Source organism: Planctomonas psychrotolerans, assembly GCF_008642235.1.
GTDB classification, from domain to species: domain Bacteria; phylum Actinomycetota; class Actinomycetes; order Actinomycetales; family Microbacteriaceae; genus Planctomonas; species Planctomonas psychrotolerans.
The window spans coordinates 356,565-373,420 of the sequence record NZ_SJEV01000002.1 but is presented as its reverse complement, the minus strand read 5'-3'; the positions used below and the strand labels follow the sequence as shown (position 1 = coordinate 373,420).

The window sequence follows — 16,856 nt, the reverse complement described above, 5'->3', positions numbered from 1 at the left end:
TCCGCCTCGCGCGTTAAGCGACACCGCTCGAAGCGCTCGCCGCTTCCCACGAAAGGGTCACACCATGTCGGGTGGAGACATTGCCGGACTCATCGCGGCCGGTGTATTCGCGATCCTCGTCGCCTTCCTCGCCCTGCCCCTGATCAAGCTCGGCAGAGTGTTCGACGAGACCACGGTCGCCATCCGTGAGGCGAGCAACGGCATCACCCCGATTCTCGAGGAGACGACCGTCACCATCCAGGAGGCGAATCGCCAGCTCGCCCGGGTCGACACCATCACGGGCAGCGTGGCGGATGTCACCGGCAACGTCTCGGCGCTCGTCTCGCTCTTCGCGGCGTCGGTCGGCGGCCCGCTGATCAAGATCGCCGGGTTCACCGCCGCCGTGCGGGCCGGCATCGCGGGGCTCCGTCCCGCCCGCCCGGGCAAGACCCGCTGACCCGTCCGCTGCCGGTCGCCCGGGAGCGGCGTCGACCGTTTTCTACCACTCGAGGAGTACCGCACATGAAGATCGTCCTGTGGCTCGTCGTCGGCATCGGGATCGGGTTCGGAGCGGCGCACGTCGTCAGCCGCACGCCGCAGGGTGCCCGATTCTTCGACCGGATCAACGCGCGCGCCGCCGCCGTGCGGGACGCCGCCCGCGCCGGCTACCTCGAGCGCCAGGCCGAACTCCGCGCCGTGGTCGGCGCCGCCGAGACCACCATCTCCGACCTCGACCGCTGACGCGGCTCCCGCAGCCTTCCCCTTCCATCTCCTACCCCGACGGGCCCCATGCAGACCGCAGACATCCGCCAGCGCTGGCTCGACTTCTTCGCCCAGCGCGGCCACACGATCGTTCCCTCCGCGTCACTGGTGAGCGACGACCCCACCCTCATGTTCACGGTCGCCGGCATGGTGCCGTTCGTGCCGTACCTCACCGGCCTGGTGCCTGCGCCGTATCCCCGAGCCACCAGCGTGCAGAAGTGCATCCGCACCAACGACATCGACGAGGTCGGCAAGACGCCGCGGCACGGCACGTTCTTCCAGATGAACGGCAACTTCTCGTTCGGCGACTACTTCAAGGAGCAGGCCATCGCGTACGCGTGGGAGCTCCTCACCACGAGCGAGGCCGACGGCGGGTACGGATTCGACGAGCGCGACCTGTGGGTCACCATCTACGAGGACGACGATGACGCCTTCCGGTACTGGAAGCAGGTGGCGGGCCTGCCCGACGAGCGCATCCAGCGCCTCGGCAAGGACACCAACTACTGGTCCACCGGCCAGCCCGGCCCCGCCGGTCCGTGCTCCGAGATCTTCTTCGACCGCGGTCCCGCCTACGGTGCGGACGGCGGGCCGGCGACGGACGACGACCGCTACGTCGAGATCTGGAACCTCGTCTTCATGCAGTACCAGCGCGGCGAAGGCACCGGCAAGGGCGACTTCGACATCCTCGGCGAACTGCCCAAGAAGAACATCGACACCGGCATGGGCCTCGAGCGCGTCGCGTTCCTCAAGCAGGGCGTCGAGAACATGTACGAGATCGACCAGGTGCGTCCCGTGCTCGACCGCGCCGCGGCACTGTCCGGTCGCCGGTACGGCGCCGACCACGACGACGACGTGCGGATGCGCATCGTCGCGGACCACGTGCGGTCCTCCCTGATGCTGATCGCCGACGGCGTGAACGTGTCGAACGAGGGCCGCGGCTACATTCTCCGCCGGCTCCTCCGCCGCACCGTGCGCGCCATGCGCCTGCTCGGCGTGGACACCGCGACCCTTCCCGAGCTCCTCCCGGCGTCGCGGGATGCGATGAAGGCGGCGTACCCCGAGGTCGCCACCGACTTCGACCGGATCAGCCGCATCGCCTACGCCGAGGAGGACACGTTCCTCCGCACGCTCGCCAGTGGCACGAACATCCTCGACCTCGCGGTCGCGGACACCAAGAAGAAGGGTGCGGCCGAGCTGCCCGGCGACACCGCGTTCCTGCTGCACGACACGTTCGGTTTCCCCATCGATCTCACGCTCGAGATGGCGGAGGAGGCGGGGCTGCAGGTCAATCGGACGGAGTTCGACCGACTCATGGCCGACCAGAGGTCGCGCGCCAAGGCCGACGCCAAGAACAAGAAGACCGCGATCGCCGACCTGTCGGTGTACAGCGCGTTCCGGGCGTCCGGCGAGACCGTGTTCACCGGGTACGACGTGCTGGAGACGGAGACCAGCGTGCTCGGCATCCTGGTCGACGGCGCGTCGGTGACCCGCGCGTCGACCGGCGACATCGCGGAGATCATCCTCGCCGAGACGTCGCTCTACGCGGAGTCCGGTGGTCAGGAGGCCGACGCCGGCACCATCGTGGGCACCGGGTTCGAGCTCGAGGTGCTCGACGTGCAGCGCCCCGTCAAGGGCCTCACCAGCCACCGGGTCTCCGTGCGGGCGGGCGAGGTGGGGGTCGGCGACGCCGCTCGCACCGTGGTCGACGCCGACTGGCGTCGGGGGGCGACGCAGGCGCACTCCGGCACGCACATCGTGCACGCCGCACTGCGGCAGATCCTCGGCCCGGAGGCGCACCAGTCCGGCTCCTACAACAAGGCCGGCTACCTCCGGCTCGACTTCTCCTGGAACCAGGGCCTGTCGGCCGAGACCCGCAGCGAGATCGAGGACCTGTCGAACCAGGCCATCCGCGACGACCTCGAGGTGACCACCCGCGTCCTGCCGCTCGACGAGGCGAAGGCGCTCGGCGCGATGGCGCTCTTCGGCGAGAAGTACGGCGACGAGGTGCGCGTCGTGGACATCGGCGGCCCGTGGTCCCGGGAGCTCTGCGCGGGAACGCACGTGCGGCACAGCAGTGAGATCGGCCTGATCAACCTCGTCAGCGAGTCGTCCATCGGCTCGACGAGCCGCCGCGTCGAGTCGCTCGTGGGCCGCGACGCCTTCCGCGACCTCGCCACCGAGCGGGCCATCGTGTCGCAGCTCACCTCGAGTCTCAAGACGCCGCGGGAACAGCTGCCGGACCGCATCGCCGAGCTGATGGCGAACCTCAAGGCGGCGGAGAAGAAGATCGCCGACTTCGAGTCGCGCCAGCTCGCGCAGCGGATCCCCGAGCTCGTTTCCGGCGCGCGGCGCGTGGGTGCCGTCACCCTCGTCTCCGCGGCGGTCGGATCGCTCCGGTCGAGCGACGAGCTGCGCTCCCTCGTCACCGGCGTACGGGAGCGGCTCGGCTCGGACGCCGCCGTCGTCGCACTCGCGGCCGACGTGTCGGGCAAGCCCGCGGTGATCGTGGGCACCAATGCGGCGGGCCGGGAGACCGGCGCGCGCGCCGGCGTGCTGGCCCGTGCCGCCGCTGCCGTGCTCGGCGGCGGCGGGGGCGGCAAGGACGACCTCGCTCAGGGCGGTGGATCCGACGTCGCGGCCATCCCGGCCGCGCTCGAGTCCATCTCGACGAGCCTCAGCTGATTCTCGTGCGCAGGGGAGTCCGCATCGGCGTGGACGTGGGCAAGGCGCGCATCGGGCTGGCCCGGTGCGATCCGTCCGGCATGCTGGCCACACCGCTCAGCACCGTGGCCCGCGCGGCGACGGGGGACGCCGACCTCGCCGAGATCCGCGTCGCCGCCGACGAGGCGGACGCGATCGAGTTCGTGGTGGGACTGCCGCTGTCGATGTCGGGGGCTCGCACGCCGTCGACGGAGGACGCCGTGGCCTTCGCCGAACGACTCGCCGCCGCTGGTGGACGGCCGGTGCGGCTCGTCGACGAGCGACTCTCCACGGTGACCGCCCAGGCCGCCCTCCACAGGTCCGGCCGCAACACTCGCTCCTCACGTTCCGTGATCGATCAGGTTGCCGCCGTTATAATCCTGCAACATGCTCTCGACAGCGAGCGGGCCGGCGGGTTGGCGCCGGGTTCCGTTCTTTCGACCGAAGGACCGTAACCCTGTCAACTCCGACATCCCCACGTAACCCCGGCACCGGCGCCCCCTCTACCGGGGCGTCGAGCGACCCGTTCGCCGAGCTGTTCTCCGAGCGGCCCACCCCACCCGACTCGACCGGCGGGAGCGGCACCGGGCGCGGCCCGCGGTCCACGCGGGGCGGAGGCGGGAGACGCCCGCACCCGAAGTGGCCCTACGCGCTCCTCGTCGTCGTCGCCCTGCTCGTCGGCGCCGGGGTCGCCGTGTACGCGGTGGTGATTCCCGCGGTGTCCGGCATCTTCGCGCCGTCGACGGCGGAGGATTATGCCGGACCAGGCGAGGGCGAGGTCACCGTGCTGATCGAGTCCGGAGCGACCGGCTCGAGCATCGGAGACACGCTCGCCGAGGCCGGTGTCGTCGCGTCCTCTGCCGCCTTCTACGAGGCCGTCGTCGCCACCGTGCCCGAGCCCGTCTTCCAGCCGGGCACCTACCTCCTGGCCGAGAAGATGAGCGCCCGAGCGGCACTCGAACGGCTCCAGGACCCCACCAGCCGCATCGAGGACACGGTCACCATTCCGGAGGGGACCACGGTGTCCGGCGTCCTTCCCCTGCTCGCCGACGCGACCGACGTCCCGCTCGCCGATCTCGAAGCGGCGGCCGCGGATCACACGTCGTTCGGTCTGCCCGCCGAAGCACCCCGCCTCGAGGGCTACCTCTTCCCGGCCACCTACACGTTCCAGCCCGACACGTCGGCACGCGACATGCTGCAACGGCTCGTCGACCGGCAGTTCCAGGCGCTCGACGAGGCGGGCGTGCCCGAGGCCGACCGGCACCGCGTGCTCACCCTCGCCTCCATCGTGCAGAAGGAGGCCCGCTACGACGACGACTTCTACAAGGCGGCCCGCGTCTTCGTGAACCGGCTCGACCAGGGCATGGCCCTGCAGTCGGACGCGACCGTCTCCTACGGTGTCTCCTCGACCGGCCGGGTGTCGACCACCGACGCGGAGCGCGCCGACCCCAACCCGTACAACACGTACGTGTATCCGGGCCTTCCCGTCGGACCCATCTCCAACCCGGGCGACCTCGCCATCAAGGCGGCGATGAACCCCGCCGAGGGTCCGTGGCTGTACTTCGTGACCGTCAACACGCTCACCGGCGAGACGAAGTTCTCCGAGACCTTCGCCCAGCACGAGGCGGCGGTGGCGGAGTGGATGCAGTTCATGCGGGACAACCCCGGCAATGGCTGACGCGCGGCCCGCGCGTCTCGCCGCGCTCGGGTCGCCGATCGCCCATTCGCTGTCGCCGGCGCTGCAGAGCGCCGCATACCGAGTGCTGGGCCTCGACTGGCAGTACGACGCGATCGAGGTGACGAGCGCCGGTCTCGACGGTTTCCTCCGCGGGCTGGACGACGACTGGCGGGGGTTGTCGCTCACCATGCCGTTGAAGCGCACGGTGATGCCGATGCTCGCCCGCATCGACCCGGTGGCCGAACTCACCGGGGTCGCGAACACCGTGCTCCTGCACGGAGTCGACGGCGCCTTCGCCGGCACTGACGAGGTGGACGGGAACGTCGGAGCCGGACGACCGGGCATGTCGGGGTTCAACACCGACGTGTACGGCATCGAGCAGTCCCTGCGCTCCGCGGGGGTCGTCACCGCCGCGAGCGCGCGCGTGCTCGGCGGGGGCGCCACCACCGCATCCCTGCTCGTCGCCCTCCAGCGGCTCGGTGTGCACCGGGTACTGGTGTCGGTGCGAAACCCGAGCCGGGCAGCCGAACTCCCCGGGCTCGGGTCGCGTCTCGGTCTCGACGTGACGGTGCGCGCGCTCGACGACACGGTGAAGGACCCCGCGTTCGCCGACCCGGATGTCGTGGCGAGCACCATGCCCGGGGACGCCGAGGTGGCCCTCGACTTCCCTCCGCACGTGCGCGAGCGTGCCGTGCTGTTCGACGTGGCGTACTCGCCCTGGCCGACCCGCGTCGCCGCGCACTGGTACGAGGCCGGAGGGCGCGTCGTGCCCGGCATCGACATGCTCATCCACCAGGCGCTCCTGCAGGTGCGCATCTTCGTGTCCGGGAACCCGGAGCGTGTGCTCCCCGACGAGCCTCGTGTGCTGGCGGCCATGTCGGCGAGCGTGAACCGCGACCTCGGTTCCGACTGGCACGGCCCGGACGCCGCCTGACCCGACGTTCGCCGCCCGGCGAGGCGACCGACTGGCTCGCCGGGCGACGGGCCTGTGGGAGGATTCTTCTCGGAGAAAGGTGCTGCACATGCTGCGTTGGCTGACCGCCGGGGAGTCCCACGGACCCGAACTGATCGCGACCCTCGAGGGCCTGCCCGCGGGTGTGCCGATCTCGCTCGACGCCATCCGCACCGACCTCGCGCGCCGCAAGCTCGGCTACGGGCGCGGCGCACGCATGAAGTTCGAGCAGGACGAGCTGGCCCTGTCGACCGGCGTGCGGCACGGCTTCACCCTCGGCAGCCCGCTCGCCGTACGCATCGGCAACACGGAATGGCCCAAGTGGGTCGACGTGATGAGCGCGGAGCCCGTCGATCCGTCCACCCTCACCGGTGCACGGGCGGCGCCGCTCACCCGCCCTCGCCCGGGGCACGCCGACCTCGTCGGCATGCAGAAGTACGACTTCGACGAGGCGCGTCCGGTGCTGGAGCGCGCGAGCGCCCGCGAGACGGCCGCCCGCGTCGCCCTCGGCGCCGTGGCGCGATCCTTCCTCTCCGAGCTCGGCATCACCCTCGTCAGCCACACGCTCTCCATCGGGCCCGTGCGGGCACCCGAGGACTCGTCCCTTCCGACGCCCGCCGACGTCGACACGCTCGACGCCGACCCGCTGCGGTGCTTCGACCCCGAGACATCGGCGCGCATGGTGGCGGAGGTCGACAGCGCCCACCGCGAGGGCGACACCCTCGGCGGAGTCGTCGAGGTGCTCGCCTACGGTCTCCCGCCGGGTCTCGGCTCCCACGTGCACTGGGACCGACGCCTCGACTCCCAGCTCGCCGGCGCCCTCATGGGCATCCAGGCCATCAAGGGCGTCGAGGTCGGTGACGGCTTCCTCACCACCACCCGCCGCGGATCCCAGGCGCACGACGAGCTGGTCGCGTCGCCCGACGGCATCGCTCGGGTGAGCGACCGCGCCGGCGGGATCGAGGGGGGCATGAGCACCGGAACCGTACTGCGGGTGCGCGCCGGCATGAAGCCCATCGCCACCATCCCGCACGCCCTCCGCACCGTGGACATCGCCACGGGCGACGCGGCGCCGGCTCACCACCAGCGTTCCGACGTGTGCGCGGTTCCGGCCGCGGGCGTGGTCGCGGAGGCGATGGTGGCGCTCACCCTGGCAAACGCCGTGCTCGAGAAGTTCGGTGGCGACTCGCTCGGCGAGACCCGACGGAACCTCACCGGGTACCTCGCCGCCATCCCCGAGACCCTGCGCACCGGTTCCTCGGCGAGCCTTCCCGTCTAGTGGCGCTCGTGCTCATCGGCCCGCCCGCCGCGGGCAAGACGAGCGTGGGGCGGAAGCTCGCCCGCATCCTCGACCGACCGTTCGTCGACACCGATCGACGCATCGTGGCCGAGCACGGTCCGATCGCCGACCTCTTCCGCGACCACGGAGAACCGCACTTCCGCGCACTCGAACGCGCCGAGATCGTTCGCGCGCTCGCGGGCAACGCCGTCGTGTCGCTCGGCGGGGGAGCCGTGCTCGACCCGGACACGCGTCGGGATCTCGAGACGCAGCCCGTCGTGCTGCTCACCGTCAGCCGGGAGGCGGCACTGCGCCGCATAGGGGGGAGCAAACGCCCGCTGGTGAACGGCATCGACTCCTGGCAGCGGCTCGTGGACGAGCGGGCCGACCTGTACGCATCGCTGGCCACGCTGACCTGCGACACATCCGACCGACCCGTATCCCGGGTCGTCGACGAGATCGCCACCTGGGCGAGGGAGAACGCATGAGCGCCGACGACACCGAGGCCCGCAGAACCGACAGCACCGAGATCCGCGTCACCGGCGTCGACGGCTACGGCATCCACGTGGGCCGCGGGGTGCTGTCCCGCATCCCGGACGAGCTCGGCAGCGCCGTGCGCAAGGTGCTGATCGTGCACGCACCGCCGCTCGCCGCCCTGGCCGGCGCCCTGCGGGAGGAACTCCGGGACCGCTACGAGGTCTACCTCGCCGAGGTGCCCGACGCGGAGGGGGCCAAGCGGGTCGAGGTGGCGGCGTTCTGCTGGAAGATCATGGGCACCACCGACTTCACCCGGTCGGATGCCGTGATCGCGTTCGGCGGCGGCTCCACCACCGACCTCGGCGGTTTCGTCGCCGCGACCTGGCTGCGCGGCGTCAAGCTCCTCCAGATCCCCACGACCGTGCTCGGCATGGTGGACGCCGCGGTCGGCGGGAAGACCGGCATCAATACCGACGAGGGCAAGAACCTCGTCGGCGCCTTCTACGCGCCCGCCGCGGTGCTGGTCGACCTCGACCTGCTGGAGAGCCTGCCGAAGAACGAGATCCTCGCCGGCTTCGCGGAGATCGTGAAGGCCGGCTTCATCGCCGAGCCGGAGATCCTCGACATCCTCGAGGCCGACGTGGCGGTGGCGACCGATCCGACGACCGACCAGTTCCGCCGGGTGCTCGAGCTCGCCATCGCCATGAAGGCCCGCGTGGTGAGCGAGGACTTCACCGAGCAGGGTCAGCGCGAGATCCTCAACTACGGGCACACGCTCGGCCACGCGATCGAGCACTCCGAGCGCTACCAGTGGCGGCACGGCGTGGCCGTGTCGATCGGCATGGTCTTCGCCGCCGAACTGTCCCGGCTCACCGGGTCGCTCAGCGACGAAGCCGTGGACCGGCACCGTCGCATCCTCGAGTCGCTCACCCTGCCCACCACCTATCCGCTCGGCCGATGGAAGATGCTGCTCGCGACCATGCAGCGCGACAAGAAGGCGCGGGGCGGAATGCTGCGCTTCATCGTGCTCGACGACATCGCGAAGCCGTCGGTGCTGACCGGGCCGGACGAATCGCTGCTCTTCGCGGCCTACCAGGAGATCGGCTCGTAAGGCGGGTGATCGTCGACAACGCCGTCTACGTGGACGGATACCGCACCAAGAACCCCGCGAACCTGCAGGAGACCTTCGAGCTGTTGCGGGAACGGGCCGGCATGGCCTGGATCGGCCTGTACCGGCCGGATGCCGCGGAGATCCGTGCGGTAGCCGACGAGTTCGGTCTGCACGCGCTCGCCGTGGAGGACGCGTCGAAGGGTCATCAGCGATCCAAGCTGGAGCGTTACTCCGACACGCTGTTCCTGGTGCTGCGACCGGCGCGCTACCTCGACTCCGAGGAGAAGGTCGAGTTCGGCGAGCTGCACGTCTTCGTCGGGCCGGCGTTCGTGGTCACCATCCGTCGTGCGGAGTCCCCCGACCTCGCCGTGGTGCGGCATCGCCTCGAGGCCGCTCCCGACCTGCTCGGGCGCGGGTCGCTCGCGGTGCTGTACGCCATCCTCGACCAGGTGGTCGACGAGTACGGCCCCGTCGTCGCGGGACTCGAGAACGACATCGACGAGATCGAGGACCAGCTCTTCAGCGGGAGCGATGCCGACGTGTCGCGCCGGATCTACGCCCTGCTCAGCGAGGTGATCAACTTCCGCCGTGCCGTGCATCCCCTCATCCCGATGCTCGAGACACTCGTGCGGGGCGCGGGCGGCACCGACGCGGCGGACGCGGCGGTCGCGCCCGACGTCGAGCTCGAGCGCCTGCTGCGCGACGTGCTCGACCACGTGCTGCGGGTCTCGGACAGCGCGGATTCCTTCCACGCACTGCTGCAGAACGCCCTCACCGTGCACTCGACCCTGGTCACCCAGCGGCAGAACGACGAGATGCGCCGGCTGTCGGAGGCCGGCCTCGACCAGAACGAGCAGACGAGGCGCCTGTCCGAGACCACGCTCCAGCAGAGCGAGCAGATGAAGAAGGTGTCGTCGTGGGCGGCGATCCTGTTCGCACCGACCCTCATCGGCACCGTGTACGGCATGAACTTCGACACCATGCCGGAGCTGCACTGGACCTACGGCTACCCGCTCGCAGTCGGGGCGATGGTGGCCATGGGTGCGGCCCTGTACACGATCTTCAAGGCGAAGAAATGGCTGTGACGGGCCGCCGGGACGGCCGCCGTTAGGCTCGGATGCCATGGGCACCATCCTCATCCTCAACGGTCCGAACCTCGGCCGTCTCGGCAGCCGCGAGCCGGACGTCTACGGCAGCGGGTCGCTCGACGACCTGCGCGACCACCTGACCGGCATTGCGCCCGTCGGTGTGGACATCGACCTCCGGCAGACGAACGACGAGGCCGAGCTCATCTCCTGGCTGTACGAGGCGGTGGACGGACGCATCCCCGTCGTGCTGAACCCCGCGGCCTTCACGCACTACTCCTACGCCCTCCGCGACGCCGCGGCGCTCGTGACGAAGGCCGGGCTGCCCCTCGTCGAGGTGCACATCTCCAACCCGCACGCGCGGGAATCCTTCCGGCACACCAGCGTGATCTCCGCGGTCGCGACCGGGGTCATCGCCGGGTTGGGCTTCGAGTCCTACCGGCTCGCGGTCGACCACATCGCCCGCACGAGCGGGTAGGCTGTACCGTCGGACCGCGAGTCGCACCGCCTCACGCGTCCTCCTCGCTCCGGCGCATCCCGCCCCCTCACTGCTTAGGACCGTTTCTTCATGGCTTCAACCGCTGACATCCGCAACGGCGTCGTCCTCAACATGGACGGCCAACTCTGGACGGTCATCGAGTTCCAGCACGTGAAGCCCGGCAAGGGCGGCGCGTTCGTGCGCACCAAGGTCAAGAACGTGATGAGCGGCAAGGTGGTGGACCGCACCTTCAACGCGGGCGCGAAGATCGAGACCGAGACGGTCGACCGACGCGAGTTCCAGTACCTCTACGCCGACGGCGAGAGCTACGTGTTCATGGACGTCACCAACTACGACCAGATCACCCTCAGCGCCGCCCAGGTGGGCGACGCAGCGAACTTCATGCTCGAGAACCAGAACGCCACCGTCGCGCTGCACAACGGCAACCCGCTGTACGTGGAGCTGCCCGCATCCGTGGTGCTCGAGATCACCTACACCGAGCCCGGCCTGCAGGGCGACCGCTCGACCGGGGGCACCAAGCCCGCGACCGTGGAGACCGGTCACCAGATCCAGGTGCCGTTGTTCCTCGAGCAGGGCACCCGCGTCAAGGTGGACACCCGCACGGGTGACTACCTCGGCCGCGTCAACGACTAGTCCGCGGCTCCCGACCCGATGAGTGCCAGGACCAAGGCGCGCAAGCGCGCGCTCGACGTGCTGTACGTGGCCGACGTGCGGCAGATCCCCATCGCCGACTCCCTGGCGAGCGAGGCGGCCAGGGCGACGCACGAGCCCGACCGCGCCGTGGCGTGGGCGTACGCGCGTCGCATCGTCACCGGCGTGATGGAGCACATGGGCGAGATCGACGAGCTCATCCAGACCTACTCGCAGAACTGGTCGCTCGAGCGCATGCCGATCGTCGACCGCGCGACGCTCCGCATCGGCATCTGGGAACTGCTGTTCAACGACGAGATCCCCGAGGGCGTGGCGATCTCCGAGGCGGTCGACCTCGCCCGCTCGCTCAGCACCGACGATTCGGCCGGGTTCATCAACGGGATGCTGGCGAGCATCGCCAAGACGAAGTCCTGACGACCCTCCCCACCAGATTTCGCCGCGTTACGGTTCGGCTTTGCCGAACGTCGGGGTGCGCCTAGCGTCGGCTGCGTGACCTTCGCCGCCGCCCTCCCCGCCTCCCGCGCCCTTCCGGTGCGGCTGTCCGGCGTGGGCCGTGCCCTCGGTGGCCGAACGGTGCTGCGCGACGTGGACATCGACGTCGAACCGGGCGAGATCGTCGCGCTGATCGGTCCCTCGGGATGCGGCAAGTCCACGCTGCTCCGGCAGGTGAGCGGCCTGGACGCCCCCGACCGCGGATCCGTCAGCATCGACGGCACCCCGGTCGCCCCGGTCGATCAGCGCTGCGCGGTGGGGTTCCAGGAACCCCGCCTGCTGCCCTGGCGCTCGATCGCGCAGAACGTGTCGCTCGGACTGCCCCGCGGCACCGACCGCACCACGGGTGCCGCCCGGGTGGCCGAACTCCTCGCGCTGGTCGGCCTCGACGCGTCGCGGTCGCTCCGCCCGCGGCAGGTCTCCGGCGGCATGGCCCAGCGCGCATCCCTCGCGCGCGCCCTGTCGCGGAGCCCCGGCGTGCTGGTGCTCGACGAACCGTTCGGCGCACTCGACGCGCTCACCCGCCTGCGCATGCAGGACCTCCTGCTCGACGTGCACGGTGCCGAGCCCACCACGGTGCTCCTCGTCACCCACGACGTCGACGAGGCCCTCTACCTCGCCGACCGGGTCGTACTGCTGGGCGAGGACCCGGCGGAGCCCGGTGAGGGATCGGGCATCCGCCGCGTGCTCGAGGTACCCGGAGCCCGACCCCGCGACCGGGCGAGCGCCCAGCTCGCCGAACTGCGCGCCGAGTTGCTCGAGGGCCTCGGCGTGTCCAGCCACCACGTTCCCACCCCCACCGCAAGGAGCACCCCATGACCCGCCGTTCCCGTCTCCGACGTTCGGGCGTCGCGTCCGCCGTCGCCGGCCTCGCCGCTTCCGCCCTCCTGCTCACCGGCTGCGCTGCGGGCGAGGGGTCGGCGCTGAACGAACCCGAGCCCACCGACGCTGCCGAACAGCGCTGGAGCGCCGACACGCTCGACATCGACTTCGCCACCTACAACCCGCTCAGCCTGGTGATCAAGGACCAGGGCTGGCTCGAGACGGCGACCACCGGGGACGTGACCGTCAACTGGATCCAGTCGGCGGGCTCGAACAAGGCGAACGAGGCGCTCCGCGCCGGTGCCGTGGACGTGGGATCGACCGCCGGCTCCGCCGCGCTGCTGGCCCGCTCGAACGGATCGCCGATCAAGACCATCGACATCTACTCGCAGCCCGAGTGGTCGGCGATCGTCGTGGGCGCCGACTCGCCGATCACCGACGTGACGGAGCTGGCGGGCAAGTCCGTCGCGGCCACCAAGGGCACCGACCCGTACTTCTTCCTGCTCCAGTCGCTCGAGGAGGCCGGAGTTCCGCTCGCCGACGTCGACGTGCAGAACCTGCAGCACGCGGACGGGAAGACCGCGCTCGAGAACGGCAGCGTCGATGCCTGGTCGGGACTCGACCCGCTGATGGCCACGAGCGAGGCCACCGCCGGCTCGAAGCTCATCTACCGCAACGTGGACTTCAACACCTACGGGTTCCTGAATGCGACCGAGGAATTCCTCGACGAGTCGCCCGACCTCGCCCAGCTGGTCGTGAACGCCTACGAGAAGGCGCGTGCGTGGGCGCAGGAGAACCCGGAGGAGACGGCGCAGATCCTCGCCGACGCGTCCGGCATCGACCTTGCGATCGCCACGGCCGTGCTCGACCGCACCACGCTCGACCTCGATCCCGCGCCGGGGGAGACCCAGCGCGAGGTGCTCGAGGTGGTCGGTCCGATCTTCGTGGAGTCGGGCGACGTGTCGGATCAGGACGCGATCGACACCGCCCTCGACTCGCTCTTCGACCCGAGCTTCGCCGACCGGTCGAACCCGGACGCGCTCGACTGATGGGAAGCGCCACGAGCCAGGGCACGCGACGGGACGACACCGCTCCGTCGGTCGCGGCCGAGCGGGCGGGGACGGAGCGGTCGGCGACGATCGGGTTCGACGCCGCTCGGGGCACCGCCGCGGCGGGTGCGCGTGCTGCCGGTGCGGATGCCGGGGTGGCGGCCCGCCCGGGCCCCGGTCGCGACGGGGACCAGGGCCGCGGCGGCGCCGAACCCTCGGCGCGGCGCCGAACCCGTCCGGCCCGCGTCCTCCTCGGCCTCGTCGTGCCGGTGCTGCTTCTCACCATCTGGCACCTCGCATCCGTCACCGGATTCGTCGAGTCGTATCTCCTGCCCGGACCGGTCGCGGTGTGGGAGGCGGGAGTGGATCTCGCCGAACGCGGCCTCCTCGGACCCTACGTCGCCATCTCCACCCAGCGCGTACTCCTCGGTTTCGTCGCCGGGGCGCTCGTCGGCATCGTGCTGGGGGCGCTCGTCGGCCTGTCCCGTCTCGCCGACCTGCTGCTCGCCCCCACCATCGGCGGGTTCCGCGCCGTGCCGTCGCTCGCCTGGGTGCCGCTGCTGCTGCTCTGGGTGGGAGTGAACGAGGACTCCAAAGTCATCCTCATCGCGATCGGGGCGCTGTTCCCGGTGTACACCACGGTCGCCGGTGCGCTGCGCCACGTCGACCCGCACATCGTGGAAGTGGGCCGCGCCTTCGGCCTGCGCGGCGTTGCGCTGTTCACGACGGTGCAACTGCCCGCCGTGCTCCCGTCGGTCGTGTCCGGCCTGCGGCTCGCCCTCGCTCAGGCCTGGCTGTTCCTCGTGGCCGCGGAACTGATCGCCGCGTCGATGGGGCTCGGCTTCCTCCTCACCGATTCCCAGTACAACGGGCGGGTCGACCGGATGCTGCTCGCCATCGTGCTGCTCGCCCTGCTCGGCAAGACCACCGACGCGATCATCGGACTCGCGGAGCGGTACCTGCTCCGGCGGTGGGGCTGAGTGCCCGGCACGAACGCCGTCCGCGCCGAGGACCTCCGGTTCCCCCCTCCCGCGGATCTCGCGGAGAACGCCAACCTGACGGCGGACGCCTGGGCCGAGGCCGATGCCGACCGCATCGGCTTCTGGGAACGCCAGGCGGAACGCCTCACCTGGGCGACGCCCTGGCACACCGCGCACTCCTGGCGCCCCGCGCTGGACGACGCCGGTGTCCCCGCCATCCCGGCGGCCGGCTGGTTCGAGGGCGGCACGCTCAACGTGGCGGTCAACTGCGTCGATCGACACGTGGCCGCGGGGCACGGGAGCCGGGTGGCGCTGCACTTCGAGGGGGAGCGGGGCGACCGGCGCACGATCACCTACGCCGACCTGGAGCGCGAGGTGAACCGGGCGGCGAACGCGCTCACCGACCTCGGCATCCGGCGCGGGGACCGCGTGGTGATCTACCTGCCGGTGCTGCCCGAGACGATCGTCATCACGCTGGCGGTGGCCCGGATCGGTGCCGTGCACTCGCTCGTGTTCGGCGGGTTCTCCGCCGAGGCGCTGCGGTTCCGCGTGGAGGACACCGGTGCCAAGCTGCTCGTCACGAGCGACGGACAGTTCCGCCGCGGCGTCGCCGTGGCCACCAAGAGCAACGCCGACGCCGCGGTCGCATCCGCCCCCGCGCTGGAGCACGTGCTCGTCGTGAGGCGAACGGGGCAGGACCTCGCCTGGACGGAGGGTCGCGACGTGTGGTGGCACGACGTCGTGGACACCGCGTCACCGGTGCACCGGGCGGAGGCGTTCGACGCCGAGAATCCGCTGTTCATCATGTACACCTCCGGCACCACGGGCACGCCGAAGGGGCTGGTGCACACGAGTGGCGGTTACCTGACGCACGCCTCGTGGGCGCACTGGGCGCACTTCGACGTGAAGGACGACGACGTGCACTGGTGCACGGCCGACCTCGCCTGGGTGACCGCGCACACCTACGAGATCTACGGTCCGCTCTCCAACGGGGTCACCCAGGTGATCTACGAGGGCACACCGAACACCCCCGACCCGGGGCGTCACTTCGAGATCATCGAGCGCTACGGCGTGACCACCTACTACACCGCTCCCACGCTGGTGCGGAGCTTCATGAGCTGGTTCCCCGAGGGGCCGCAGGGGTACGACCTGTCGTCGATCCGCCTGCTCGGCTCGGTGGGGGAGGCGATCAACCCGCAAGCGTGGCTGTGGTTCCGCGAGCACGTGGGTTCGGGGTCGGCGCCCATCATCGACACCTGGTGGCAGTCGGAGACCGGCGCGGCCATCCTCGCGCCGCTACCGGGCGTGACGACGCTGAAGCCGGGGTCCGCGACGCGGCCGCTGCCCGGCCTGTCGGCGAAGGTGGTGGACGACGACGGCATCGAGGTCGCCCGAGGATCGAGCGGCTATCTCGTTCTCGACGCGCCCTGGCCCGGCATGGCGCGCACCATCTGGGGCAATCCGGCGAGGTACCGCGAGGCGTACTGGGCGCGGTTCGCCGCGCAGGGACTGTACTTCGCGGGCGACGGAGCCCGGTACGACGAGGACGGCGACATCTGGCTGCTCGGACGTGTGGACGAGGTGATCAACGTGTCGGGCCACCGGTTGTCGACCATCGAGGTGGAGTCGGCGCTCGTGTCGCATCCGGCCGTGGCGGAGGCGGGCGTCACCGGATACGCGGATCCGATCACCGGTCAGGCCATCGCCGCCTTCGTCATCCCGCGATTCGCGGAACGCCCGGACGCAGCGGACGTCCCCGGCTGGCGGGCGCTCGGCGCGTCGCTGGAGAGGGAGCTGCGCGACCACGTGGCGGCCCGCATCGGCCCGATCGCGAAACCGAAGCGCATCCTCCTCGTGCCCGACCTGCCGAAGACGCGGTCGGGGAAGATCCTGCGCCGGCTCCTCGCCGACCTGCTCGAGGGACGGGAGCTGGGCGACGCCACCTCGCTGCAGGATGCCGCCTCCGTCGACGCGATCCGCCGCATCCTGGAGCCCTCCGGTCCCTGAGCCCGTCGACGGCGTTAGCGCTGCCGTTTCGCTCGATCGCCCGCGGTGATACGCGGGCGATTGAGCAAACGCGCGGCGCGGGACCGCACGGTCCCTGAGCGTGTCGAAGGGACGCGAGGCGCGCAATGACCAGGTGCGGATGGTGACACGCCGTTGCGATGAGGACGCGCGGGCGCTTCGGACCTGCGCTGATGGTGCGCCGCCCGCACATGTCCGGAGCGCCCGCGTGATCCGGCCGCCTCGGCGCGTCGCTGCTGTTTCATGGATGCGGGGAGCGGGCGGGTACGTCTTTCTAGCGTGCGGTTGAGTCGCGCTGCCGTTTCGGTCGACCGC

Annotated in this window: 17 protein-coding genes; all 17 read left to right on the top strand. The window is 70.8% G+C overall.

Annotation, left to right across the window (positions count from 1 at the left end; genetic code table 11):
• Positions 1-64: 64 nt before the first annotated feature.
• The 17 genes from EY822_RS14995 (at position 65) to acs (ending at position 16,523) form a co-directional block, all read left to right on the top strand.
• On the top strand, positions 65-436 hold the full coding sequence (locus EY822_RS14995; RefSeq protein WP_150309252.1) for a DUF948 domain-containing protein: 372 nt from the start codon (positions 65-67) through the stop codon (positions 434-436).
• Between the two features lie 65 nt (positions 437-501).
• Positions 502-720 carry a hypothetical protein gene (locus tag EY822_RS14990; RefSeq protein ID WP_150309251.1) on the top strand — a complete coding sequence of 73 codons (219 nt, stop codon included), beginning with the start codon at positions 502-504 and terminating at the stop codon, positions 718-720.
• Positions 721-768: 48 nt separating this feature from the next.
• On the top strand, positions 769-3,423 hold the full coding sequence (gene alaS / locus EY822_RS14985) for an alanine--tRNA ligase (RefSeq protein ID WP_150309250.1): 2,655 nt from the start codon (positions 769-771) through the stop codon (positions 3,421-3,423).
• Between the two features lie 5 nt (positions 3,424-3,428).
• On the top strand, positions 3,429-3,896 hold the full coding sequence (gene ruvX, locus EY822_RS14980) for a Holliday junction resolvase RuvX (protein WP_227497382.1): 468 nt from the start codon (positions 3,429-3,431) through the stop codon (positions 3,894-3,896).
• A 248-nt stretch (positions 3,897-4,144) separates the two neighbouring features.
• Positions 4,145-5,119, top strand: coding sequence for an endolytic transglycosylase MltG (mltG, locus tag EY822_RS14975; protein WP_227497381.1), 975 nt, complete (start codon positions 4,145-4,147; stop codon positions 5,117-5,119).
• Positions 5,112-6,053, top strand: coding sequence for a shikimate dehydrogenase (locus EY822_RS14970; RefSeq protein WP_150309249.1), 942 nt, complete (start codon positions 5,112-5,114; stop codon positions 6,051-6,053). The genes mltG and EY822_RS14970 overlap by 8 nt, the downstream gene beginning before the upstream one ends.
• 88 nt (positions 6,054-6,141) lie before the next feature.
• Entirely contained in the window at positions 6,142-7,350 is a 1,209-nt protein-coding gene (aroC, locus tag EY822_RS14965; RefSeq protein ID WP_150309248.1) for a chorismate synthase, read from the top strand.
• Positions 7,350-7,838: a shikimate kinase gene (locus EY822_RS14960; protein ID WP_150309247.1), complete on the top strand. Its 489-nt coding sequence runs from the start codon at positions 7,350-7,352 to the stop codon at positions 7,836-7,838. Before aroC ends, EY822_RS14960 begins: the two co-directional genes overlap by 1 nt.
• Positions 7,835-8,938, top strand: a complete 1,104-nt coding sequence (gene aroB, locus EY822_RS14955) for a 3-dehydroquinate synthase (RefSeq protein ID WP_150309246.1) — start codon at positions 7,835-7,837, stop codon at positions 8,936-8,938. Before EY822_RS14960 ends, aroB begins: the two co-directional genes overlap by 4 nt.
• A 5-nt stretch (positions 8,939-8,943) precedes the next feature.
• Positions 8,944-10,023, top strand: a complete 1,080-nt coding sequence (locus EY822_RS14950) for a magnesium and cobalt transport protein CorA (protein ID WP_150309245.1) — start codon at positions 8,944-8,946, stop codon at positions 10,021-10,023.
• A gap of 37 nt (positions 10,024-10,060) precedes the next feature.
• Positions 10,061-10,501, top strand: coding sequence for a type II 3-dehydroquinate dehydratase (locus EY822_RS14945; protein WP_150309244.1), 441 nt, complete (start codon positions 10,061-10,063; stop codon positions 10,499-10,501).
• Positions 10,502-10,591: 90 nt separating this feature from the next.
• Positions 10,592-11,155, top strand: a complete 564-nt coding sequence (efp, locus tag EY822_RS14940) for an elongation factor P (protein WP_150309243.1) — start codon at positions 10,592-10,594, stop codon at positions 11,153-11,155.
• An 18-nt stretch (positions 11,156-11,173) separates the two neighbouring features.
• Complete coding sequence (nusB, locus tag EY822_RS14935; RefSeq protein ID WP_150309242.1) at positions 11,174-11,587, top strand: transcription antitermination factor NusB; 414 nt, start codon at positions 11,174-11,176, stop codon at positions 11,585-11,587.
• Between the two features lie 75 nt (positions 11,588-11,662).
• Positions 11,663-12,484, top strand: a complete 822-nt coding sequence (locus EY822_RS14930; RefSeq protein WP_406610424.1) for an ABC transporter ATP-binding protein — start codon at positions 11,663-11,665, stop codon at positions 12,482-12,484.
• Positions 12,481-13,536 (top strand): aliphatic sulfonate ABC transporter substrate-binding protein, encoded by a 1,056-nt coding sequence (locus tag EY822_RS14925; protein WP_150309241.1) that lies wholly within the window; start codon positions 12,481-12,483, stop codon positions 13,534-13,536. The genes EY822_RS14930 and EY822_RS14925 overlap by 4 nt, the downstream gene beginning before the upstream one ends.
• Positions 13,536-14,516: an ABC transporter permease gene (locus tag EY822_RS14920; protein WP_150309240.1), complete on the top strand. Its 981-nt coding sequence runs from the start codon at positions 13,536-13,538 to the stop codon at positions 14,514-14,516. Before EY822_RS14925 ends, EY822_RS14920 begins: the two co-directional genes overlap by 1 nt.
• Positions 14,517-16,523: an acetate--CoA ligase gene (acs, locus tag EY822_RS14915; protein WP_150309239.1), complete on the top strand. Its 2,007-nt coding sequence runs from the start codon at positions 14,517-14,519 to the stop codon at positions 16,521-16,523.
• The last annotated feature ends 333 nt before the right edge of the window (positions 16,524-16,856 follow it).